Source organism: Nocardiopsis sp. NPDC049922 (assembly GCF_040660275.1).
Lineage (GTDB): Bacteria > Actinomycetota > Actinomycetes > Streptosporangiales > Streptosporangiaceae > Nocardiopsis.
Genome location: NZ_JBFAME010000002.1, coordinates 251688 through 273616, shown reverse-complemented (window position 1 = coordinate 273616; position 21929 = coordinate 251688). Strand labels below are relative to the sequence as shown.

General features: G+C 73.4%; 19 protein-coding genes. 10 read left to right on the top strand and 9 right to left on the bottom strand.

What is annotated here, in order from left to right; genetic code table 11:
- The first annotated feature begins 649 nt into the window (after positions 1–649).
- The gene (locus AB0I72_RS05455) at positions 650–1528 is read left to right on the top strand and encodes a hypothetical protein (RefSeq protein WP_358563287.1); all 879 of its coding nucleotides are present in this window, start codon (positions 650–652) and stop codon (positions 1526–1528) included.
- A 72-nt stretch (positions 1529–1600) separates the two neighbouring features.
- On the opposite strand, the gene AB0I72_RS05450 is transcribed toward AB0I72_RS05455, so the two are convergent.
- From AB0I72_RS05450 to AB0I72_RS05440, 3 genes are read right to left on the bottom strand one after another with little or no spacing between them, the layout of a single operon-like run.
- On the bottom strand, positions 1601–2917 hold the full coding sequence (locus AB0I72_RS05450; RefSeq protein ID WP_358563285.1) for a dihydrolipoamide acetyltransferase family protein: 1317 nt from the start codon (positions 2915–2917) through the stop codon (positions 1601–1603).
- The gene (locus AB0I72_RS05445; RefSeq protein WP_358563283.1) at positions 2914–3969 is read right to left on the bottom strand and encodes an alpha-ketoacid dehydrogenase subunit beta; all 1056 of its coding nucleotides are present in this window, start codon (positions 3967–3969) and stop codon (positions 2914–2916) included. Before AB0I72_RS05445 ends, AB0I72_RS05450 begins: the two co-directional genes overlap by 4 nt.
- Positions 3970–5082 (bottom strand): thiamine pyrophosphate-dependent enzyme, encoded by a 1113-nt coding sequence (locus AB0I72_RS05440; RefSeq protein WP_358563281.1) that lies wholly within the window; start codon positions 5080–5082, stop codon positions 3970–3972.
- 134 nt (positions 5083–5216) lie between these two features.
- Here AB0I72_RS05440 and AB0I72_RS05435 point away from each other — a divergent pair, with 134 nt between their 5' ends.
- The 6 genes from AB0I72_RS05435 to AB0I72_RS05410 all read left to right on the top strand — a co-directional run bounded on the left by AB0I72_RS05435 (position 5217) and on the right by AB0I72_RS05410 (position 9554).
- Positions 5217–5654 (top strand): Lrp/AsnC family transcriptional regulator, encoded by a 438-nt coding sequence (locus tag AB0I72_RS05435; protein WP_358563279.1) that lies wholly within the window; start codon positions 5217–5219, stop codon positions 5652–5654.
- A gap of 64 nt (positions 5655–5718) precedes the next feature.
- Positions 5719–6510: a PhzF family phenazine biosynthesis protein gene (locus tag AB0I72_RS05430; RefSeq protein ID WP_358563277.1), complete on the top strand. Its 792-nt coding sequence runs from the start codon at positions 5719–5721 to the stop codon at positions 6508–6510.
- 190 nt (positions 6511–6700) lie between these two features.
- Positions 6701–7108, top strand: coding sequence for a YciI family protein (locus AB0I72_RS05425; RefSeq protein ID WP_358563275.1), 408 nt, complete (start codon positions 6701–6703; stop codon positions 7106–7108).
- Complete coding sequence (locus AB0I72_RS05420) at positions 7105–8250, top strand: DUF6596 domain-containing protein (protein WP_358563273.1); 1146 nt, start codon at positions 7105–7107, stop codon at positions 8248–8250. Before AB0I72_RS05425 ends, AB0I72_RS05420 begins: the two co-directional genes overlap by 4 nt.
- Before the next feature lie 46 nt (positions 8251–8296).
- Entirely contained in the window at positions 8297–9091 is a 795-nt protein-coding gene (locus AB0I72_RS05415; RefSeq protein WP_358563271.1) for a PhzF family phenazine biosynthesis protein, read from the top strand.
- 19 nt (positions 9092–9110) lie between these two features.
- A complete protein-coding gene (locus AB0I72_RS05410; protein ID WP_358563269.1) occupies positions 9111–9554 on the top strand; it encodes a hypothetical protein in 444 nt (147 codons plus the stop codon).
- A gap of 271 nt (positions 9555–9825) precedes the next feature.
- Here AB0I72_RS05410 and cas6e read toward each other — a convergent pair whose 3' ends face one another.
- From cas6e to cas3, 6 genes are read right to left on the bottom strand one after another with little or no spacing between them, the layout of a single operon-like run.
- Positions 9826–10551, bottom strand: a complete 726-nt coding sequence (gene cas6e / locus AB0I72_RS05405; protein ID WP_358563267.1) for a type I-E CRISPR-associated protein Cas6/Cse3/CasE — start codon at positions 10549–10551, stop codon at positions 9826–9828.
- On the bottom strand, positions 10551–11354 hold the full coding sequence (gene cas5e, locus AB0I72_RS05400) for a type I-E CRISPR-associated protein Cas5/CasD (RefSeq protein WP_358563265.1): 804 nt from the start codon (positions 11352–11354) through the stop codon (positions 10551–10553). Before cas5e ends, cas6e begins: the two co-directional genes overlap by 1 nt.
- The gene (gene cas7e, locus AB0I72_RS05395; protein WP_358563263.1) at positions 11347–12498 is read right to left on the bottom strand and encodes a type I-E CRISPR-associated protein Cas7/Cse4/CasC; all 1152 of its coding nucleotides are present in this window, start codon (positions 12496–12498) and stop codon (positions 11347–11349) included. The genes cas5e and cas7e overlap by 8 nt, the downstream gene beginning before the upstream one ends.
- Complete coding sequence (casB, locus tag AB0I72_RS05390) at positions 12498–13163, bottom strand: type I-E CRISPR-associated protein Cse2/CasB (protein WP_358563261.1); 666 nt, start codon at positions 13161–13163, stop codon at positions 12498–12500. Before casB ends, cas7e begins: the two co-directional genes overlap by 1 nt.
- Positions 13163–14836, bottom strand: a complete 1674-nt coding sequence (gene casA, locus AB0I72_RS05385; RefSeq protein ID WP_358563259.1) for a type I-E CRISPR-associated protein Cse1/CasA — start codon at positions 14834–14836, stop codon at positions 13163–13165. The genes casB and casA overlap by 1 nt, the downstream gene beginning before the upstream one ends.
- Positions 14833–17616, bottom strand: coding sequence for a CRISPR-associated helicase Cas3' (gene cas3 / locus AB0I72_RS05380; protein ID WP_358563257.1), 2784 nt, complete (start codon positions 17614–17616; stop codon positions 14833–14835). Before cas3 ends, casA begins: the two co-directional genes overlap by 4 nt.
- Before the next feature lie 192 nt (positions 17617–17808).
- Here cas3 and AB0I72_RS05375 point away from each other — a divergent pair, with 192 nt between their 5' ends.
- The 3 genes from AB0I72_RS05375 (at position 17809) to AB0I72_RS05365 (ending at position 21879) form a co-directional block, all read left to right on the top strand.
- Positions 17809–19575, top strand: a complete 1767-nt coding sequence (locus AB0I72_RS05375) for an ABC-ATPase domain-containing protein (protein WP_358563751.1) — start codon at positions 17809–17811, stop codon at positions 19573–19575.
- 235 nt (positions 19576–19810) lie between these two features.
- Positions 19811–20737, top strand: coding sequence for a PAC2 family protein (locus AB0I72_RS05370; protein ID WP_358563255.1), 927 nt, complete (start codon positions 19811–19813; stop codon positions 20735–20737).
- Positions 20734–21879 (top strand): quinone-dependent dihydroorotate dehydrogenase, encoded by a 1146-nt coding sequence (locus tag AB0I72_RS05365; protein WP_358563253.1) that lies wholly within the window; start codon positions 20734–20736, stop codon positions 21877–21879. The genes AB0I72_RS05370 and AB0I72_RS05365 overlap by 4 nt, the downstream gene beginning before the upstream one ends.
- Positions 21880–21929: the final 50 nt, after the last annotated feature.

Genomic DNA, 21929 nt, shown 5'->3' with positions numbered 1-21929 from the left:
CGGCGAACGGGGTGACCCGGGGCACGGAGCGGGGTTACGTGGCCTTTGCCACACGGGACCGTGATCGGCTCGGTCCGGTGCGACCCGCATCGTTGGCATCCGACGTGGCCTACCGTGGGGTAAACGCTGTTGCACTGGCGTTTCAGCAGGTGAGAGCTGGTGTCATGTGACTGTGGTGCCAAGCACGGACGCGGTCGCGATTTCTGGTGGAAGAAGCTCGATAACGCCTTGGTGATAGGCGTTCCAGCACTTCTGCGGCGCTTTTTACTTTGTTTCTCGGTGTTTGTCTTCAACTACGACGCGTCATTTTACCCGTGAGCCTTCGGTACTTTACCGAATCGTGGGTTAGTGTCGCTCGTGATCGGTTCGAGATGACACATCGAAGAGCCGATGCCGAGCCCCTGAACGGCCGCGCGCCGCAGGGGAGTCGAGACCCTCTCCCGGGAACCGGGCCGCACGAACCACGTGCCCGCCCTCTGGATCGCCGAGCCCATCGGCGCCCCCCGTTCCCGCCCCGCCTTCGCCGCCGGCGACGCGGGAGTCCCAAGTCATGACGCCCTGACGCGGGCGTGCCCGAGTGCGCCCGCGTGCCCTGAAGCGCCATGCCCACGGTCTTCTCGGCCCTGTCGCCTACCTGGCTTATTTCTCCATGAGCAACGAGACTCCGATTCAGCACGGCCACGTCACCGCCACCTACTTCTGGGACGACGGTTCCGGTATCAACGGGGACACGGGTGCCCCGGCCTACGGCCTGCCCATGCAGAAGGGCCTGTTCTCCAGCCCGAGCTGGCCGCTGGGCACCGAGGGCTACATCGTCTACGAGGGCGAGGAATACGAGTTCTTCATCGGTGACCGCGGGCCGGGCGTTCCCTCCCACGACTGCGACGTCCTGCTCGACATCGACGGCAAGACCTTCGCCGACATGATGGGTACGAGCTGGAACGAGACCACCCTGACCGTCGGCGGCGGCAACGGGCACGCCGAGGTCGAGTACTTCATCACCGAGTGGGGCGACGGCTACGGCACCCCCGGCGCGCCCCACCCCTTCCAGCAGCCCGAGAACCCCTGTGAGGACGCGGTCTCCCCGCTTCCCGAGCCCGAGCCGGTCGAGGTGCCCGAGCCCGAGGCGACCGAGGAGGAGTCCTCCACGGAGAAGGAGTCCGAGGACGCCGCCCAGGTCAAGGCCGCCGAGGAGCAGGACGACCAGTCCCAGCAGGCCGCCGCGGCCGAGGGACAGGACGGCGACGACTCCGGCGTGACCGCGCAGACCGCCGCCAACGACCTGTCCGCCGTCGAGCTGACCGGCGCCGAGGGCGCCCTGGGCGCCACGGGTCTGCTGACCCTGGCCCTGATCCCCGCCATCCTCGTCGCCCTGTTCTTCGCCTGGACCCGCCGCCCGGCCGGTGCCCACGCGGGCGCCGCCGAGGACCAGGGCAGGGGCCTGCTGGCCGAGAGCAACGGCCGCCACGGCCTGGCCTCCCTGATGGACCGGATCCCGTCCCTGGTCGACCGGTTCCGCCGGAAGTAGTCGGCACATCCCGCAGTGAGAGGGGCCGCGGTCGCCAGCGACCGCGGCCCCTCGCCGTGTCCCGGAGCGGGCTCAGACGTCGCCGATGAGCAGTCCCGGCCGCTCCACGCAGTCGGCGACGAAGCGCAGGAAGCCGCCCGCGACACCGCCGTCGCACACCCGGTGGTCGAAGGTCAGGGTGAGCTCGGTGACCGGGCGGGGCGCCACCGCGTCACCGACCACCCAGGGACGGCGCACGATCCGGCCGACGCCGAGGATCGCCGCCTCCGGGTGGTGGATGATCGCGGCCGACCCGTCCACGCCGAACACGCCGTAGTTGTTGACGGTGAACGTTCCGCCGCGCAGCGCCTCGGGGCCCAGCGTGCCCGCCCGCGCGGCCTCGGCGGTCTCACCCAGGCGGGCCGACAGGGTCCGGGTGGTCAGGCGGTCGGCGTCCCGCAGCACCGGCACCACCAGGCCGCGCGGGGTCTGCGCCGCGAAGCCCAGGTGGACGGGGTCGAAGCGGACGATCTCGTCGCGCTCGGTGTCGAAGTGCGCGTTCAACTCCGGGAAGCGCGCCAGCCCCAGCAGGGCGAACCGCGCCACCAGCGCCAGCACGCTCACCGGCCGGTCCGGCGCCGCCTCGTTGAGCTCCCGCCGCAGCTCCACCAGTCCGGTCGCGTCGGCGTCCACCCACACGGTGGCCTCGGGGATCTCCCGCCGCGAGCGCTCCAGGCTCCGGGCCATGGACCGGTGGGCGGCGCGCAGCGGCGTCCGGTGGGTACCCGGCGGATCGGCCTCGGGTGCGCGGGCGGCGGTCGCACCGCCGGAGACGGCGCCACCGGCGACCAGGGCCGCCACGTCCCTGCGCAGGACCAGGCCGCCCTCACCCGTGCCCCGGACCGCAGCCACGTCGATCCCGTGCTCCCGGGCCAGCCGCCGAACCAGCGGCGACACCACCCGCGTGCGCTCGCCGCCGGGGGTGGTGGGTGGGCCGCCGGTCGCCGTTGACCTGGGCGGCCCACCCGCCCCGCGGGCGCGCCGACGCGAGGTCGGTGCGCCCCTTCCCGTGCCGTAGCCCACCAGGACGGCCCCCGACCCCGCGGATTCCCCGGCGGCTCCGTTGCCGCCGACGGGGTCGGAGCCCTCCCGTGCGCCCGGCACGGTGGTCTCCCGCACGGTGATGAGGGGCGCGCCGACCGCGACCACCTCGCCCACCGCGCCGTGCAGTTCGGTGACCGTGCCCGCGTACGGGCACGGAACCTCGACCGCGGCCTTGGCGGTCTCCACCTCGGCCACGGGCTGGTCGACGGCCACCTCGTCGCCCACCGCCACCAGCCAGGTCAGGATCTCGGCGTCGGTCAGGCCCTCACCGAGGTCCGGCAGGGCGAACGACCGCGTTCCGCTCACGCCTCCACCCCCGGCGCGCCCGAGTCCGACGTCCACTCGGCCTCCCACTGGAGGCGGTCAACGGCCGCCAGGATCCGGTCGACGCCGGGCAGGTGGAGGTGTTCCAGTTTGGGCGGGGGATAGGGCACGTCCAGGCCGCCGACCCGCAGGACCGGCGCCTCCAGGTGGTGGAAGCAGCGTTCGCTGACCCGCGCGGCCACCTCGGCCCCGTAGCCGCCGAACACCGAGGCCTCGTGCACCACGACCGCGCGACCCGTCCGGCGCACCGACGCCGTCACGACCGAGTCGTCCCACGGGGCGAGCTGGCGCAGGTCCACCACCTCGATGGAGCGCCCCTCCTCCGCCGCGACCGCGGCGGCCTCCAGGGCGGTCTCGACCATGGGGCCGTAGGCGACGAGCGTCACGTCCCCGCCCGGACGGCGCACCACGGAGCGCGCCATCGGCTCGGTGCGCACCGGGAGTTCGACGGCCTCCTTGGACCAGTAGCGGCGCTTGGGCTCCAGGAAGACCACCGGGTCGTCGCACGCGATCGCCTCGCGCAGCATCGAGTAGGCGTCGGCCGGAGTGCCCGGCGTGACCACCCGCAACCCGGGGGTGTGCGTGTAGTACGCCTCCGAGGAGTCGCTGTGGTGCTCGACGCCGCCGATCCCGCCGCCGTAGGGCACGCGGACGACCACGGGCACGGCCGCGGTGCCCCGGGTGCGGTTGCGCATCTTGGCCAGGTGGGAGACGAGCTGTTCGAAGGCCGGGTAGGCGAAGGCGTCGAACTGCATCTCCACCACCGGGCGCAGGCCGTACATCGCCATCCCGATGGCGGTGCCGATGATGCCGGACTCGGCGAGGGGGGAGTCGAAGACGCGGTCGGCGCCGAACTCGCGGCTGAGCCCGTCGGTGACCCGGAAGACCCCGCCCAGCGCGCCGACGTCCTCGCCGTAGACGACGACGTCGGGGTCCTCGGCGGCGGCGTCGCGCAGCGCCTGGTTGAGGGCGGCGCCCATGGAGATCTCGGCGGGGGAGGAGGGGGCGGGGGACGTGGGGGGTGTACGCGTCATTCAGGCCTCCCGCAACCCGTCCACCAGTGCCTGTCTCTCCTCGCGGAGTATCGGCGGGACCTCGGCGTAGACGTCGCTGAACAGGGACGCGGGGTCCAGTTCGTCCTCTCCCGCCATCCGCTCGCGCACGGCGGTGGCCACCTTCTCCGCCTCGGCGTCGTAACCGGCCAGGATCCGCTCGGTCTCCTCCTCGTCGCCGAGCACGCCCTCCCTCCGGACCAGCGCCTCCATTCGGGTGAGGGGGTCCCGTTCGACCCAGTACGCCACCTCGGCCTCGTCGCGGTAGCGCTGGGGCGCGTCGGAGTTGGTGTGCGGGTCGACCCGGTAGGTCAGCGCCTCCACGATGGCGGGTCCGGCCCCGGCCCGCGCCTCGGCCAGCGCGTGCGCGACCACGGCGTACACGGCGGCGGCGTCGTTGCCGTCGACGTGGTAGCCGCGCATGCCGTAGCCGACGGCCTTGTGGGCGAGGGTGGGGGCGGCGGTCTGCGTGTGCAGGGGCACGCTGATCGCCCAGTGGTTGTTCTGCACGAGGAACACGACCGGGGCGTTCCACACGGCGGCGAAGTTGTAGGCCTCGTGGGCGTCGCCCTCGCTGGTCGCGCCGTCGCCCATGATCGCCAGCGCGGCCACGTCGCGGCCCTTGCGCCGCGCGGCGTAGGTCAGCCCGACGGCGTGCGAGGCGTTGGTGGCCAGCGGTGTGCACTGGGGCGCGCAGCGGTAGCGGTGCGGGTCGTATCCGGCGTGCCAGTCGCCGCGGAAGAGGGTGAGCGTCTCCACCGGGTCGACGCCGTGCGCGACGAGGGCGACGCTGTCGCGGTAGGTGGGAAAGAGCCAGTCCTGGTCGGACAGGGCCAGCACGCCGCCGACCTGTGCCGCCTCCTGGCCCGTGGACGACGGGTAGACGGCGAGGCGGCCCTGGCGGGCGAGCGTGCTGGCCTGTTGGTTGAAGCGGCGGCCGATGACCATCGCGCGGTGGAGGTCGGCGAGCCCGCTGTGGTCGGGAGCGGTGAAGAAGGAGTGACTCACACGCTGGCCGTGCCGGTCCACGAGGCGCACCGGCTCCGTCGAGGGGAGTGGAGGAACCGGACGGTTGCGCTCATCGGTGTGCTTCATGTCTTGAATATGAGGTGAATCACCCCATACTGTCGATATCCCCGTACCGATGCTAGACGAATTGTCTTGTATCAACCCAATGCGGGACGGATCATCTCAGACGGTGCACGCCCGAGCGGTATGAGGTAAGACACATGGCAGTGCGGTTGGACGACACCGACCGGCGGATCATCGCCCTGCTGCGCGCCGACGGACGCATGTCCATCCGCGCGGTCGCCGAACAGGCGCACATCTCGCGCGCCAACGCCTACTCCCGCCTCGAACGTCTGCGCGAGGAGGGGGTGATCCGCGGGTTCACGGCCGTCATCGACCCGGAGAAGTACGGCGCCGCCCTGTCCGCGTACGTGTCCGTGCGCATCGAACAGCACTCGTGGGACCGCTTCCGCGGCTACCTCCGCGACATCCCCGAGGTCGACCACGCCGCCCTGGTCTCCGGGGACGTCGACCTCCTCCTCCTGGTCCGGGTCGCCGACGCGGCCGCCCTGCGCACCTTCGTCCTCGAACGGCTCCAGCGGCTCCCGGAGGTGAAGAGCACCCAGACGATGTTCATCCTCGACGAGCCGCACCTTTGATCGCAGTCCACTCCGCCCGGAATTGGATCTTTCGGAGCACGAGTGGACCCTTGAGAATGGACCCATGCCTGAGTACCGCATCGTCGATGCCTTCACCGACCGGCCCCTCGCGGGCAACCCCGCCGCCGTCCTCGTCCTGGACGAGCCCTACACCGACGAGTGGGCGCAGGGGGTGGCGGCCGAGTTCAACCTCGCCGAGACCGCCTTCGCCCGCCGCGTCGAGGACCCCGAGGCCGACTACGAGCTGCGCTGGTTCACGCCGACGGTCGAGATCGACCTGTGCGGCCACGCCACCCTCGCCACGTCCCACGCCCTGACCGAGCTGGGCGTCCCCGGTCCCTACCGCTTCACCACCCGCAGCGGGATCCTCACCGTCACCACCGACGGGGAGCGGATGTGGATGGACTTCCCGGCCAACCGGGCCGAGAAGGTCGAGGCCCCCGACGGCCTCGTCGAGGCGCTCGGCGCCGCGGCCGTCTGGACGGGGGAGGTGGGGGAGTTCCTTCTCGTCGAGCTGGAGGACGAGGCCGCCGTGCGGGGACTGGCGCCCGACATCGCCGCACTCGCCGAACTGCCCTACGGCATCGTCATCGTGACCGCCCGGGGATCGGCGACCGACATGGTCTCCCGCGTGTTCGGCCCCCGGATCGGCATCCCCGAGGACCCGGTGACCGGCGCGGCCCACACCGCTCTGACCCCGTTCTGGGCCGAGCGGCTGGGCCGCACCGAGCTGACCGCCTACCAGGCGTCCAGGCGCGGCGGTGCACTGCTGCTCCGCCTGCCCGAGGACGCGCCCGGGCGCGTCCTCATCGGCGGCACGGCGGTCTCGGTCGCCACCGGCACGCTGAACCTCTAGACGAGTGAGGTCAGGGGTCGGTGGTCGTAGGCCGTCAAGGAACGGGGGATTCTCCGGAGCAGGAGGGAGGCCGGACGGTTCTCACTCTTTTCCCGTGTTTCCCGTGTCGGATGTCGAGAACGTGGCGGCGGCTCCGTCCCAGGGACACGAGCAGCCACGACGGGCCGCGCGACGACGAAGGAGAAGCACGATGAAATACCTGATCCTGAAGCACTACCGAGGTGGCCCGGCCCCCGCCGTCGACTACGGGACGATGGACCGGTGGACGCCGGAGGAGATCGACGCGCACGTGCGGTTCATGCGCGACTTCGCGGCCCGCCTGGAGGAGACGGGCGAGTTCGTCGACACCCAGGCACTAACGCCCGAGGGGACGTTCGTGCGGTATGACGGCGAGGGACGCCCACCGGTGACCGATGGTCCGTTCGCCGAGACCAAGGACCTCATCGCCGGCTGGTACGTCATCGACGTGGAGTCCTGGGATCGGGCGGTCCAGCTGGCCGGGGAGCTGTCCGCCGCCCCCGGGCCCGGCGGCGAGCCGATCCACGAGTGGCTCGAGGTCCGGCCGTTCCTCACCGAGCCGCCCGCGGTCACCGAGTGAACGAGTCGCTGCTGCGGGAGCTCGTACCCGCGGTGATCGGTGTCCTCGTCCGGCGCGGAGCCGACTTCGCGTCGGCCGAGGACGCCGTGCAGGAAGCCCTGATCCGGGCGCTGGACACCTGGCCGGACGATCCGCCGCGCGATCCGAAGGCATGGCTCGTCGCGGTCGCGTGGCGCAGGTTCCTCGACGCCGCCCGTGCCGAGGCGTCGCGGCGGGGGCGCGAACTCGTCGTGCACGTCGAGCCCCCCACCGGTCCAGTGCCCGCCGCGGACGACACGCTGCGCCTCTACCTCCTGTGCGCGCACCCCACCCTGACGCCGGCCTCGGCCGTCGCCCTGACCCTGCGCGCGGTCGGTGGACTGACCACGCGGCAGATCGCGGCGGCGTACCTGGTCCCCGAGGCGACGATGGCGCAGCGGATCAGCCGGGCCAAGCGGCGGATCACGGGACTGCCGCTCGACCGGACCGGCGATCTCGGGACCGTGCTGCGCGTGTTCTACCTCGTCTTCAACGAGGGGTACGGCGGAGACGTCGACCTGGCGGCCGAGGCGATCCGCCTCACCCGCCAGCTCGTCGCCCTGACCGACGAGCCCGAGGTCGCGGGGCTGCTCGCGCTCATGCTGCTGCACCACGCGCGCCGCGCCTCGCGCACCGGCCCGGGAGGCCGCCTGGTGCCGCTCGGGGAGCAGGACCGATCGCGCTGGGACACCGGCCTGATCGCCGAGGGGGTGGCGATTCTGCAGGCCGCGCTGGCCCGCGACCGGCTGGGTGAGTACCAGGCGCAGGCCGCGATCGCCGCCCTGCACGCGGACGCCCGGACCGCCGCCGAGACGGACTGGGTGCAGATCGTGGAGTGGTACGACGAACTGCTGCTCCTCACCGGCAGCCCGGTGGTACGGCTCAACCGCGCGGTGGCGGTCGGGGAGGCCGACGGGCCGCGGGCTGGCCTGGCGGCGCTGGCCGACGTGCCCCCCGACCTGCCCCGTTACGCCGCGGTGACGGCGTACCTGCACGAACGCGTCGGCGACCTCGAACGGGCCGCCGAACTGTACGTCGAGGCCGCCCGCGCCGCCACCAGCGTGCCGGAGCGCGACCACCTCACCCGGGAGGCCGCACGGGTGCGGCAACTGCTGCCTCCGTGAGTACCGTGCGGCCCGCGCCGCCTCGGACGGGCCATAACCTGGCGGCATGCCTCAATTCCACGTGGTCGACGCCTTCACCGACCGTCCCCTGGCGGGGAACCCCGCGGCCGTCCTGATCCTGGACGAGCCCTACACCGACGAGTGGGCGCAGGGGGTGGCGGCCGAGTTCAACCTGTCCGAGACCGCCTTCGCCCGTCGGATCGAGGACCCCGAGAGCGACTACGAGCTGCGCTGGTTCACCCCGAAGGTGGAGGTGGCGCTGTGCGGCCACGCCACCCTGGCCACCGCCCACGTGCTGGCCGGGACCGGGGCGCCCGGGCCCTACCGCTTCAGCACGCGCAGCGGCGTGCTCACCGTGACCCGCGACGGCGGCCGCATGTGGCTGGACTTCCCCGCCCGGCCCGCGAAGGAGGCCGAGGCTCCCGACGGACTGGCCGCCGCGCTGGGCGCCGAGCCCGTGTGGGTCGGACGCGGCGGGACCGACGACCTGCTGGTCGAGGTCGCCGACGAGGCCACCGTCCGCGCGCTCTCCCCCGACCTGGCGGTGCTGGCCGCGATCCCCGCGCGGGGCGTCATCGTCACCGCGCGCGGCACGGACACCGACATGGTCTCCCGCTTCTTCGCGCCCGGCGTCGGCGTCCCCGAGGACCCGGTCACCGGCAGCGCGCACACGGTGCTCGCGCCGTTCTGGGCCGAGCGGCTGGGCCGCACCGAGCTGACCGCCCACCAGGCCTCCGCGCGCGGCGGCGACCTGGAGCTGCGCCTGCCCGCCGACGCCCCGGACCGCGTCCTCATCGGCGGGTCGGCGGTCACCGTGTCCCACGGGACGCTGCGGCTCTAGGGTGTGCGACGGAAAGCCGATGACGAGGGAGAACGAGATGGCCGAGCGGTGGGCGACCAAGGAAGCGATCATCAGGGCCCGTGAGGAACTGGAGGCGGCCCACACCGGGTGGCGGCGGCCCGCCGCCTACGGGATCGGCGTCGAGCGGGACGGCGGCACCGTGTTCGGGCTGACCAACGCCGGGGGCAACCACCTCCCCGCCGTCGTCCTCGGGCGCACGTTGGGGCACGTCTCCGGGACGGCGACCCACCGGATGACGGTCGAGCAGTTGGACGCCGCGATCGCCGGGCTGGCCCCGGCGGAGGCGTGCCCCGACTTCGACCACCCGAACCTGCACCACTGGCGTGAGCTGCGCGCCGAGGTTGCCGAGAAGGGCGGCCAACTGGTGGCGGTGTTCGTCGGTGACCTGGCCGACCCGCCCGTCGACGACCACGACGCCGCCTTCCGCGCCGCACTGGCGTAGCGCCCCGGGGCGGGCGGGGCGGAGGGGGACCGGACGCGTCGAGCGCGGCGGAGATCGCGGCCGCCGTCGAACGGGAACATGAATCCGCCGGAATCAAGGTTTCCCCCGCACGAGACATCGACTTCCGGTAGAAATGAACCCAGGCACCTCCCCACCCCTCCCGGGGAGGTGCGGGCGCCCCAGCCGCACCCCGGAACACCCCCTTGGTACCGGGAGGCTGGGGCCGCCCCGAAGGGACCGGCCCCGGAACCATCACCGGGGCCGGTCCCCCTCAGGCCGCGGGCCGGGCGAGGGTGACCATCCCGCACCCGTACGCCCGGGCCCGGCCCACACCCTGGGCCAGCGTCCGGCGCAACGTCGCGGCGTCGGTCACCCGCAGCATCCCCTCCACCGTCACGGTCTGGAGCACCACCGCGCGCCCCCCGCCCTCCTGCCCGCCCCGCCCCTTGTGGAACCGCAGCCGCTGGCTGTCCCGGATCTCCACGGCGTGCGCCGTGCCCCCGTCCGGCGGCGGGACCCGTCCGGGCGGGATCTCGAAGCCCCACTTCGCCGACCGGTCGACCAACCACTCGACCTGGGCCGCCGCCCCGACCAGCGGAACGACCTTCCCGCGCCCGCGTCGCCCGTCGGGGCCGACCCGCCCCGCCTCGGCCTTGACCGGGTTCACGGTCAACCGGAACACGTACTCCTGACCGGGCGAGAGCCGGTCCAGGAGGGGATCGAGCGACCGCGTCTCGTAGGGCGCCTCCGCGCCCGGCCAGCCGAAGTCGTCGGTGATGTGCTCGAAGGACGGTTTGTCGGGCGACGACACCCACAGCACGGGCCGCCGCCAGTCGTCGGTGTCCAGCCGCCACAGCACGCGCGGCCCGTCGTCGTCCCCCGTGGGCGGGTCCTGCGCGAACGACGACAGCACCGCCGCGTGCAGCCGCTGCGGGCTGCCGAGGAAGAGCTTCGCCCCCCGGCGTCGCGGGTTGAGGAACACCCGGCTCAGGTACATCAGCCGTCCCCTTCCGCCAGCAGGTCCATCGCCCCGTCGCCGTCGAAGGCCGAGTGCGCGCCGTGCGCGCCGGTCGTGGGTTCGGCCACCCGCACACGGGTGTGCCGGACCGGTCGGTCGCCGAAGGAGCGGCGGAACGCCGGGCCCGGAAGCGGCGCGTCGGGCAGCAGCTCCTCGCCCCGCTCGTCCTCCAGGACCACCGGCAGACCCTCCGGCGGCTCCTCCTCCCGGGGGTGGGACCACGGGTTCGGCGGTCGTCCCCCGTGCCACTCGATGCACTCCAGGGCCCCGAGGAGGTCGGTGTGGCCCAGCCCGGCGAGGAACACCGGACGGTCGGGCGGGCAGGAGCGGCGGCCGAGGTAGAGGGGGAAGCGCGGGCGCCGCAACGCCTCCTGCAGCACGTCCACCAGATCCACCCCCTCCTCGCTCGTGGCCTCCAGCGCCGCCACGAACACCGCGTCCTGGAGGTACTGGCGGCGGGACACCTTCCCCTCTCCTGGCTTGAGCCGACCGCCGCCCGAGGTCGGAAGCCGCTGCGCACGGGGATCCAGGGGCCCGTGGGACGCGGCCGAGATCGTGTGGAAGTCCTCCAGCAGCGTCCCCGGCCGATCGACGCGCACCCCGAACCGCAGGGCCGCCAGGTCGGACAGGTCGCAGCCGCGCGGCCGTCCCAGCGCGGCCGCGCACAGACCCACGACCCCCGACTTGGTCGGGTGGGTCAGGGTGCCCCGCGTGGTGTGCCGGGAGTGTCCGCCCCAGGACTGGAGCGGACCGCTCAGCAGGAGCGCCACGACCTCAGACATCGGCGCCGCCGATCATCGCGCGGACCCGCGCGCCGATCTCGTCGAGGGCGCTCGGCAGGTCGGTCGACTCGGGAAGACCGGTCCCGGCGCCGGTCGCCCGCTCGCCGACCCACGCCGGATAGACCGCCCGGCACAGCACGGGAGAGGTGCCCCAACAGCCGTCCTGTTGGGCGTGGTGCTCGACCAACCGGGCCACCGACCGGCCCAGGTGGCCCTTGTCGCCGTACACCGCCTCCTCGAACGCGGCGGCCAGGCTGACCGGCTGGTCGTCGCGCAGGGACAGCAGGGCGAAGTCGGGGCGGGTGTTGTTGGCGAAGGTGTTCCGCTTGCCCGTGGGCATGCTGAGCAGGAACGCCCGGACGAACGCCGTCGCCGTGGACGTCGCCGCCTCGGTGTCCCCGCCCAGGTTGTGGTGGAGGGACCTGAGGTCGACGGACGCGCACCGGTACATGGTGGCGGCGTTGAACTCGACCGTGCCGATCATTCCCGCGCCGGTCTCGTCGGAGGCGTTGTCCACGTCGTCCACCGCCGTGTAGTAGTCGAACTCCGCGTCCACCCGGTGCGTGGACAGCGCGTGCGCGACCTGGCAGGCCGCGTCCACGTTGAGCGTCGGATCCGTGGCCACCATGCGCCCGAACAGCGCGACGGCCGCCGGGTGCCCGGTCGCCACGGTGTCGCGCAGCGCCAGGCCCTTGAGCGCCGCGTCCAACTTCTTGGCGTCGCCCGCCGCTCCGGCCAGCGTGTCCGCGTTCTCGACGAGGACGTCGACGAGCCGGTCGCGCTGGTCCACGCCGAGGAAGAGCAGGTAGTCGGTGGCCAGGCGGTCCTTCTTCGCGTTGGTCTTCACACGGAACACGCTGGCCAGGGCCGCCTGTGCGATGTCGGCCGCCGTGTCGGCCAGGGCGGGGGCGCGTTCGGCGAGGCTCGCGGCGATCCGCTCGGGCAGCCGCTTGGTGCGCTCGGACGCCTGGACGCGCGCGGAGTCGGCCTCCAACGCCTTGCGGGCCGCCCGCTTCCAGGCCTGGGACGAGACGCGCAGGCGGCGGGTCCCGCCGTAGACGGCGGTCTTGGGGCTGCCGCTCTCGTCGCGGTTGATGTTGGCGGGGGGAACCGCCTGGATCGCGTGGACGTCCAGGAAGGCCATCAGTACTCCTCGTCGTCGGTGTGGCTGTCGTCCGCGTCGGCCGCGTGCGGCACGGGTTCGTGGAAGTCCATCGCCCACCGGTCGGCCGCACGGCCCCTCGCGCGCGTGGACCAGTCGTGGACGTCCCTGGCCAGGCGCGTGTAGTCGAGCGGGATCGCCTCCCCGCGCAGGAGCGGGACCGTGCGGCGCAGGTGGCCCACCAGCTCGGGCATGGAGTGCGAGGTCAGCACGGCCTCGGTCAGGCGGACCACGCCCGCGTTGTCCCTGTCCTCCCACGGTCGGGGGTGCTTGGGCGCGGCGCGCACGCACAGCTCGCGCAGGGCGTGCCCGACCGACGTGCCGAACCGGTGCTCCTCCCGCGCGTCGGAGTGCATGCTGACGCGCACCGACTGCTGGTGGGCGGCGTACAGGGCCAGCGCCTGGAAGACGGCCTCCTGTGCGTTCCACGAGGGGTCGCCGCCCTGGAAGACCTGGGCGACCTCCATGCTCAGCTCGGGGGTCTCGTCGTGGGCGAGGCTGAGTCCACGTCGCCACCGGGAGAGACGGGCCGGGGTGTCGGAGGCCATCTCCCCGGGCCGCGGCCACAGGCCGTCCAGGATGCGATGCAGCCGACCCGCCTCGGCCGGTCCGATCGGGTTGACGTAGGTCGTCCGTCCCGCGGTCATCACGCCTCCTCCGTCCCGGATCCGAGGTAGCGGCGCAGTCGGGCGCGGAAGGTCCGCCGCGCGGTCGCCGAGTTCACTTTCACGGAATCTCCGTTCTTGTCCTTGCCTGGTCGGGCCCGTGACCGCAGCCCGCCGGGGCCGACCTGCGCCAGGAGCGCGGTCTCCACACGCTCGGCGGCCTTCCGGGCGATCGCGTGCCAGCGCGCGCGGTACTCCTCCTCCAGGTCGGGGTCGGTCACCGTCGCGATCCACGCGCGGAACCGGTGGTCGAGATCGGCGTAGAAGCGTCGCCGGGCCTGGTGGCGGCGCGACTTCTCCGCGTCGGCGTCGCCGCCCTCGGCGAAGACGAGGTCGGCGGCCAGTTCGCCGAGCGCCCAGGCCGCGCTCTCGGTGTCGGACACGCATGCGACGGCCATCTCTCCCAGGCTGTGGTCGCCGCCCTCCATCAGCAGGGCGACCGGGAGTGGGAGCGTGTCCGCGAAGGTGTCGGCGACGACCGCGTTCTGGAGTCCGTAGCTGACGCCGCTGGCACGCAGGCGGAGCACGGGCAGTCCGGGGCCGTCGGTGAAGCGGGCGGTCAGCTGCCGCAGCGCCTGGGGTTTGATCCCGTCGTCGAGCCGCAGGCCGCGGTCCCAGCCGAGGATGCCCCCGAGCCCTCGCCACAGCTCCTGGCCCGGGTCGTGCCGGATCGGCCGGTAGGCGGGCGCGGACTCGTCGGCGGGGCGGTCGCGGCCCTTCGCCCGCGGCTTGTACCAGGCGGTGTGCGGCTCGCGGCCGTGCAGGACGTGCGCGGCGCCGTCGAGCCGGTCGCCCGCGCACACCAGTACCCGACGGACCACGGTCGCGCCGTCCAGGTTCTCCGGCACCAGGCGGATCCGGCGTGCGGTCCAGGTGTACAGGTCGAGCAGGCCGCGCGGAGCGCGCGTGGTCCACTTCGCCGTGAGCGGACCCCGTTCCCAGACCGGCAGGTCGTCGGGGGAGCTGAGGTCCTCGCCCAGGTCCAGGAGGTTGAACAGGAGGGTCTCACGCAGGTTCGCGCCGGTGGGGACGAGCACCCCGAGATCGCCGAGCGGGCCGGTGCGGTTGCCGGTGGTCTTGCCGTTCTTGGCCGCCGGGTCCTGCGACGCGCCGGTCTTGATCCCCGCGGTGTCCCAGGCGTGCGTGTGCAGGAGCCAGCGGGCGGCCTGTTCGAGGGTGAGCGGGTCCGGGGCGTCGTCGCGCTGGGCGGAGAAGATCGGGGCGTTGTTGCCCGCCGAGGCGTAGGAGACCAGCAGGCTGGCGGGCCGGGTCTCCTTCGCGGTCAGCCCCTCCGGGCCGACCTGCATGAACGGCCGCTCCGGGTGGAAGAGCGCGAAGGCCTCGCGCCAGGTGACGGCGTAGGTGTCGATGAGGTCCCGGGGGAGCCGGTCGGCCCGGTGGAGGGTCCGCCACTGGGTCGCGTTGCGCGGGCGGGAGCGGCCTCTGGCGTCCTTTCCGGCCAGGGCGCGGTGCAGGACGGCCAGCAGCATGCGCAGGATCGGCGGGTACTGGGTGGGGACGTCGACGGTCAGGTCGCGGATCTCGTGGGCGTGGGTGAGGACGTGCCGGACGGAGCCGACGCCGGGGCGGCCGTCGAGGTCGACGTAGGGCAGCCACGGGTCGTCCATGAGATTGAGGCCGGTGGTGTGGTTCATGCGCTCGGTGTCCACCCCGTGTCGGAGGAGTAGTGGTAGGCGGTCCCGTTCCGCCGCGTCGAACCGTTCTGGTCCAGGACCAGAACGCGCAGCCTGCGGGCCCAGGGGGCGTGCTCCCACCCCTTCGGACAGGTCGGCGGGGCGTCGCCGACCTGCCAGCGGGGCAGTCGGATCGCCTGGTCGCCGATGGCGCGGACGAGGCGGCGGGGCGGTGTCCGGTCCAGCGGCATGGCGACGGGGGGCTCTCCCGTCCGGGAGACCGTCTCCGCAGTGTTCGGACCGGTCCGGCGCAGGAGGATCACCTCGACGCTGTCGGCCCCGTGGCGGACCGGCAGCATGTGCGCGGCCTGCTCCTCGTCGTCGGGGACCTCGTGGTCGTTGCCGAAGGGGTGCACCGCGGCGAGGGAGGGGGCGCCGGGGTCGGGGAGGCCGAGGAGGACGGTGCGCGCCCTGCTGCTCAGCTCCACCCGGTGGGACTCGGCCTCCGTCGTGGCGGCGGCCATCACGTCCCGCCAGGACTCCGGGCCGATCTCCGCGTCGCCGTACACCCGCGCGATCAGGTCGGGGACGTCGCCCGGGACGGAGACCGACCCCCGCGGCTCCGGGTGGGTCAGGACGGCCATGGTGCGGAGCAGGAGATGGTGCTCGTAGGGGCGGCGGGTGCGCGCGCTGATCATGCCGGGCGGCCCGTCGCCGCCGTCGTGGTAGCCGGTGACGACCAGGGTGGGCGCGGTGAGGGAGCCGCGCACCGACGCGGGCCGTGCGTGGCGGTGGCAGCGCCCCGCGCGCTGCAGCAGCAGGTCGATCGGGGCGAGGTCGGAGACGACCAGGTCGAAGTCGACGTCGAGGGACTGCTCGGCGACCTGGGTGGCCACGACGATGCTCCGGGTCGGCCGCTCACCGGGCTTGTCGGGCGGCCCGTAGCGGCGGACGAGGTCGTCGTCGATCCGCTCGCGGTCCCGGGCGGTGAACCGGGCGTGTGCCAGGGAGACATCGAAGTCCGGGAACTGGGCGCGCAGCCGGTCGTAGGCGTCCTGGGCGCGTTGGACGGTGTTGCGCAGCACCAGGATGTTGCCCTTCCGGACGCCCCGCAGCCGCTCCTCGATCAGCTCGCGCAGGTCGCCCCCGGGGCGCTCCGGGGCGAACGCGATCCGCACGTCGGCCCCGCGTCGCGTCGTCGCGGAGTCCGACCTGACGGTGAGGACCTGGTCGTCGTCCTCGGCCCAGTCCAGCCGCTGTTCGGGGGAGGGGGAGTCCACCCAGGTCACGCGTGGGTAGCCGGTGCCCTCCACCGCCACCTCGGGCGCGCCGGAGTAGGCGGCGAGCAGGTCAGCGCGCTGCCCGGGCGGAAGGGTGGCCGAGAGCAGGACGACGGGGACGCCGTGCCAGCCCAGCCAGTGCAGGACCCGGTGCAGGATCTGGGACATGTAGGTGTCGTAGGCGTGCACCTCGTCGACGACCACGACCTTGTTGGCCAGCCCCAGGTGGCGCAGTTGGACGTACCTGGCGGCGACCCCGGCGAACAGCAGCTGGTCGATGGTGCCGATCGCGATCGGGCTGAGCAGGGCCTTCTTCGCGCCGCGCAGCCAGGAGGAGGCGGTGATCGTGTGGCAGCCGCCGTCCCCGACGCCGCCGGACGGCAGGTCGGTGAACGATTCCCGAAGCCGCGCCTTGCCGTGGACCAGCGCGACGGTGGGCTTGTGCCGCTGAGAGTGCGCCCAGTCGTCGAGGATCCGATCGAAGACGCTGTTGGTGGTCGCCTGGGTCGGTAGGGCGAAGAAGAGGCCGTTGAGCCCGAACCGCTCGGCCAGGACCTCTGCGGCGGCCAGCGCGGCCTCGGTCTTGCCCTCGCCGGTGGGGGCCTCGACCACCATCAGGCCTGGGCGGTCGGCCCGCCGCGCGACCTCGTCCACCCGGACCTGGGTGTCCCGGGGTTCCTTGATCCCGAACCGCCGCCAGTACAGCTCCCGCGCGTCGTCGCCGGGTTCGGGGCGCCAGACCCCGCCCAGTCGGGTGATCCGGCGGAACCCCTCCTCGGCCAGGGTCCGGGACGCCTTGACGTACTCGTCCACCGGGGGCTTGGCGTCCGCGGTGGCCGTGTCGTAGGGGAAGTACGCCTCGTTGCTGGCCAGCCAGTCGGCCATGACGACCGCCCCGGAGACCGTCATTCGCGCGCCCAGCTCGGGGACGTGGTCGCGAAGAGCGGCCAGGTCGACCCCGCTCACCTCGGTGACCAGGTCGAACAGGTATCGCCAGGCGGCTCGGTAGGGCTTCTCGCCCAGGACGTCGGGCCCGGGGGTGTAGGACCTGGACGCACTGGGGAAGGTGCCGTGGTGGCCGCCGACGACGTGGGCGACCCACACGGTGGCCTGGCGCGACCACCCCTCCTCCGCCAGCAGCTCGCGCACGACGTGGGCGCTGAGCTGTTCGTGGCGGTAGGTCAGCGAGCCGACGTGGGCCGGGTGGGGCGCACGCTCCTCGACGCGTTCCCAGTGGCGTGTGCTGAGCCGCTGGACGTGCGGCGTCGCCTTGCCGATGTCGTGCAGTCCGGCCAGCCAGGCGAACAGCGCCCTGGCGGTGCCGGGCGGCCCCAGCGCCGACCGCACCGCCCCCGACAGGTAGTGGTCCCACACCTGACCGGCGACGTGCACCGAGTCGACCATGTGGGAGACGAGCGGGTGCCACGCGTCGTCGGACAGGGACGGGTCGAGCTCGCCGGTCTTGCCCCACAGGACGGGGACCAGGGGCGGAGGAGGGGCGGCGGAGAGGGCGTCGGCCATGGCGTCAGGTATACCGCCGGGCGGTGACGTTCCGTGCCCGCTCGGCCGGATCCGGTCACCACCGCCGACACGTGCCCGCGGGGCCCACCCCGCGGACACCCCCGCGTCGGGTTGTCCACAGGCCTCCTCCGGCGGGTCGTGATTCCACCTACCCTGGCTTGAGTAGTGCCACGAACACAGGGGGAGACCACCATGGCGGGACGGTACGGGGGCGGCGGCCAGGGGCGCCGACACGGCGGCGGGGGCGGCCGCGGACCGGGGCGGGGCGGCGGCCGCAGGCCCGAACCCGAGCCGATCCGCGGCGTGCGCGACGACGCCCGGCTCTCCGCCGAGCTGCTGCGCATGGACGGCGACTCCTACGGCCGCTACAAGTCGCTCACGGGCGACTGGGACTTCGGCGACTTCACGCTCACCGTGCAGCACGCCCAGGCCGACCCGTTCGCGCCGCCCTCGCGCGTGCGCGTCCTCGTCCACGACGCGGGCATCCCCAAGAGCGCCTGGGCCGACCCCGTCCGGCGCCGCGCCACGGCCGACCACCTCGGCCGCCGTGCCCGCCGCCTGCTCAGGGGGTCGCTGCTCAGGATCGACACCGGCGGCCAGGAGGTCATCGAACGCTCCTCCTGCCAGCTCACCGACGGCGGCATCGACCTGCGCATCGGCATCGACCTGCCCGGCCGCGGCCGCCGCATCGACGGCCGGGCAGCCGAGCGCGAGTTCTGCGCCACCCTCCCCGACCTGGTCGACGATCTGTACTGGGAGGAGATCGACGTCGCCGAGGCCGAGGCCTTCGCCGACAGCGTCGCCGACACCGTGGCCCTGCGCGCCCAACTGGAGGAGCGGGGTCTGGTGGCCTTCGTCGCCGACGGCGCCATCCTGCCCCGCCGCAGCGGCGTCAGCGACGAGCCCATGACCGGCGGCGCCGTCCCCTTCGAGTCGCCCGCCTCGCTGCGCGTGAGCGTCGACCTGCCGCACCGCGGCACCGTCACGGGCATGGGCGTACCCGAGGGCATCACCCTCATCGTCGGCGGCGGCTTCCACGGCAAGTCCACCCTCCTGCACGCCCTGGAGCGCGGCGTGTACGACCACATCCCCGGCGACGGTCGCGAACTCGTCGTCACCAGGGACGACGCCGTCAAGATCCGCGCCGAGGAGGGCCGCCGCGTGGAGCGCACCGACGTCAGCCCCTTCGTGCGTGGCCTGCCCACCGGCGCCGACACCAGCGACTTCCGCACCGAGAACGCCTCCGGATCCACCTCCCAGGCCGCCAACATCTGCGAGGCGGTCGAGGCGGGGGCGCGCACGCTGCTCGTGGACGAGGACTCCACCGCCACCAACCTGATGATCCGCGACGAGCGCATGCAGGCCCTCGTCCACGGCGACCGCGAACCGCTGATCCCGTTCATCGACCTCGTCCGCCCCCTGCACCGCGACCACGGCGTCTCCACCGTCCTCGTCATGGGCGGCAGCGGCGACTACTTCGACGTCGCCGACCAGGTGGTCATGCTCGACGCCTACCACCCGCACGACGTCACCGAGCGCGCCCGGGCCCTGGCCCGGGAGCGGACCGACGCCGACTTCACCGCGCCCCGCCCCCGGGTCGTGGACCCCGCCTCGGTCGACCCCGCCACCGCCCGGGGCCGGAGCAGGATCAAGCGGCGCGACATGGACGTCCTGGTCTTCGGCGACCACGACATCGACGTGCGCTCGGTCGAGCAGTTCGTCGACCCCGGCCAGATCACCGGCGCCGGACTGGCCCTGCGCGAACTCGTGCGCGGCCGCCACCTGGACGGCGCCCGCACCCTGGCCGAGGCCCTGGACTCCCTCGAACGGGCGCTGGCCAAGGACGGCGTCACCCTGCTCGGCGGGGACTTCGGCGGCGACTACGCGCTGCCCCGCAGACACGAGATCGCCGCTGTGCTCAACCGTCTGCGCGCCCTGCGCGTCGCCGAACAGCGCTGACCCCGCCGCGCCGTCCGACGCCGGTGTGGTCACCGTCACCCGGGTGGGAGAGGGCCCTCCCACGGCCCTCTCCCACCGGTGGCGGGTCGGTATTGTGGACAAGCAGGGCATACCCGCCCGCGCATCGCGTGGGCGGGTCCCCCACGGGCCTCGCGGCACCGTGCGCGGCCGTCGCCCCGGTCGCCGCCCCGGCGCCGCCCCCTGCGCTCCCGACCACTTTGGAGACGAGAACCCGGTGCGTGAACCCGCAGAACTGTACGAACTCCATCCCGGTTTCGACGACGTCGCCGGACTGGCGATGCTCGTCTGTCTGGACGGCTTCGTCGACGCCGGTCACGCCGGGCGCCAGCTGGCCTCGGCGCTGTTCGACCGGTTCACCGCGGAGGAGATCGCGACCTTCGACGCCGACCGGCTCGTGGACTACCGGTCCCGCCGCCCGACGATGACCTTCGTCGAGAACGCGTGGACCGACTACTCCGAGCCCAAGATCGCCCTGTACCGGATGCACGACGAGGAGGGCGCGCCCTTCCTGGTCCTGCACGGGCCCGAGCCCGACCGCGAGTGGGAGCTGTTCGCGGCGGCCGTCGGCGCGCTCATCGACCACTTCCAGGTCACGTTGTCGGTCAGCGCCCACGGCATCCCCATGGCCGTCCCGCACACCCGACCGGTCACCGTCACCCCGCACTCCACCCGCCCCGAACTGGTCGCGGGCCACACCCCGTGGATCGGCCGGGTCGAGGTCCCCGGCAGCGCTGTCTCGCTGCTGGAGTACCGCCTGGGACAGGCCGGCCACGACTTCGTCGGCTACGCCGTCCACGTGCCCAGCTACCTGGCCCAGTCCGAGTACCCCCGGGCGGCCCTGGCCGCCGCCGAGCACGTCTCCGGGGCGACCGGCCTGGACCTTCCCACGAGCGCGCTGGAGGACGTGGCGGGGGCCACCGACGTCGACATCGCCGAACAGGTGGCGGCCTCCGAGGAGGTCCAGCGTGTCGTGGCCAACCTGGAACGCCAGTACGACGACATCATGTCCTCACGCGTCGACAACGGGGAGCGGCCCACGCTCCCGCTCGCCGACGACGAGGGCGGACTGCCCACCGCCGACGAGCTCGGCGCGGAACTCGAACGCTTCCTCGCAGAGCGCGAGGGCGACGGAAACGGATGACCGTGTTCTACCAAGTGCTCTTCCGCTCGGTCCTGCGGCACATGGACGCCGAGACGGCCCACACGCTGAGCTTCGCCGCCCTGCGCGGCGCGGCGGCCGTCCCGGGCGTCGCGGCCGCCATGGGCCGGGTGCTGGGACCGCGTGAGCCCGAGCTGACCGTGCACGCCCTGGGCCGGGAGTTCCCCGGCCCGCTGGGCATGGCCGCCGGGTTCGACAAGAACGCCGAGAGCCCGCGCGGCCTGGCCGCACTCGGCTTCGGGTTCGTCGAGATCGGCACGGTCACCGCCCAGCCCCAGCCCGGCAACCCGAAGCCGCGCCTGTTCCGCCTGGTCGGGGATCGCGCCATCGTCAACCGGATGGGCTTCAACAACGAGGGTTCGGCCCTGGTCGCCGAACGCCTGCACCACCAGCGCGCGGCCGGCCGTCCGGTGCTGGGCGTCAACATCGGCAAGACCAAGGTGACGCCGGAGGAGGACGCCCCGGCCGACTACGCGACCAGCGCCCGCCGCCTGGCCCCGTACGCCGACTACATGGTGGTCAACGTCAGCTCGCCGAACACGCCCGGGCTGCGCGACCTCCAGGGCGTCGAACGGCTGCGCCCGCTGCTGGCCGCCGTGCGGGAGGCCCTGACCGACGCCGGGTACCCGACGCTGCCGCTGCTGGTGAAGATCGCCCCGGACCTGGCCGACGAGGACGTCGACGCGGTCGCCGACCTCGCCCTGGCCGAGGGCCTGGACGGCATCATCGCCACCAACACCACCATCTCCCGTGAGGGCCTGTCCGCCGCCCCCGAGGAGGTCGAGGCGGCCGGGGCCGGCGGTCTGTCCGGCGCGCCGCTCAAGGAGCGCTCCCTGGAGGTGCTGCGCCGCCTGCGCGCCCGCGTGGGGGACCGCGTGACGCTGGTCGCCGTCGGCGGCGTCGAGACCGCCGAGGACGCCTGGGCGCGCATCCGCGCCGGGGCCACCCTGGTCCAGGGCTACACCGGCCTGATCTACGGTGGTCCGCTGTGGCCGCGCCGCGTCCACCGCGGTCTCGCGCGCCTCGTGCGCGAGGCCGGATACGCCTCCGTCGGCGAGGCGGTGGGCTCCGACGCGCCCCCGCCGGGCCTGTCCCTGGTGGACGACGTCGAAGCCGCCTCCTGACCCCTCCGCCGCACTGACGCCCGGTCGACCACCTCGACCGGGCGTCGGCG

What these genes read in the sequence shown, in the direction of transcription:
- cas7e (WP_358563263.1), bottom strand. Translation starts at nt 12,498, where the DNA reads ATGGCCTTCCTGGACGTCCACGCGATCCAGGCGGTTCCCCCCGCCAAC.
- AB0I72_RS05410 (WP_358563269.1), top strand. Translation starts at nt 9,111, where the DNA reads ATGACGAGGGAGAACGAGATGGCCGAGCGGTGGGCGACCAAGGAAGCG.
- AB0I72_RS05375 (WP_358563751.1), top strand. Translation starts at nt 17,809, where the DNA reads ATGGCGGGACGGTACGGGGGCGGCGGCCAGGGGCGCCGACACGGCGGC.
- casA (WP_358563259.1), bottom strand. Translation starts at nt 14,836, where the DNA reads ATGAACCACACCACCGGCCTCAATCTCATGGACGACCCGTGGCTGCCC.
- cas5e (WP_358563265.1), bottom strand. Translation starts at nt 11,354, where the DNA reads ATGTCTGAGGTCGTGGCGCTCCTGCTGAGCGGTCCGCTCCAGTCCTGG.
- AB0I72_RS05430 (WP_358563277.1), top strand. Translation starts at nt 5,719, where the DNA reads ATGCCTGAGTACCGCATCGTCGATGCCTTCACCGACCGGCCCCTCGCG.
- AB0I72_RS05440 (WP_358563281.1), bottom strand. Translation starts at nt 5,082, where the DNA reads ATGAAGCACACCGATGAGCGCAACCGTCCGGTTCCTCCACTCCCCTCG.
- AB0I72_RS05365 (WP_358563253.1), top strand. Translation starts at nt 20,734, where the DNA reads ATGACCGTGTTCTACCAAGTGCTCTTCCGCTCGGTCCTGCGGCACATG.
- AB0I72_RS05435 (WP_358563279.1), top strand. Translation starts at nt 5,217, where the DNA reads ATGGCAGTGCGGTTGGACGACACCGACCGGCGGATCATCGCCCTGCTG.
- cas3 (WP_358563257.1), bottom strand. Translation starts at nt 17,616, where the DNA reads ATGGCCGACGCCCTCTCCGCCGCCCCTCCTCCGCCCCTGGTCCCCGTC.
- cas6e (WP_358563267.1), bottom strand. Translation starts at nt 10,551, where the DNA reads ATGTACCTGAGCCGGGTGTTCCTCAACCCGCGACGCCGGGGGGCGAAG.
- casB (WP_358563261.1), bottom strand. Translation starts at nt 13,163, where the DNA reads ATGACCGCGGGACGGACGACCTACGTCAACCCGATCGGACCGGCCGAG.
- AB0I72_RS05455 (WP_358563287.1), top strand. Translation starts at nt 650, where the DNA reads ATGAGCAACGAGACTCCGATTCAGCACGGCCACGTCACCGCCACCTAC.
- AB0I72_RS05425 (WP_358563275.1), top strand. Translation starts at nt 6,701, where the DNA reads ATGAAATACCTGATCCTGAAGCACTACCGAGGTGGCCCGGCCCCCGCC.
- AB0I72_RS05445 (WP_358563283.1), bottom strand. Translation starts at nt 3,969, where the DNA reads ATGACGCGTACACCCCCCACGTCCCCCGCCCCCTCCTCCCCCGCCGAG.
- AB0I72_RS05415 (WP_358563271.1), top strand. Translation starts at nt 8,297, where the DNA reads ATGCCTCAATTCCACGTGGTCGACGCCTTCACCGACCGTCCCCTGGCG.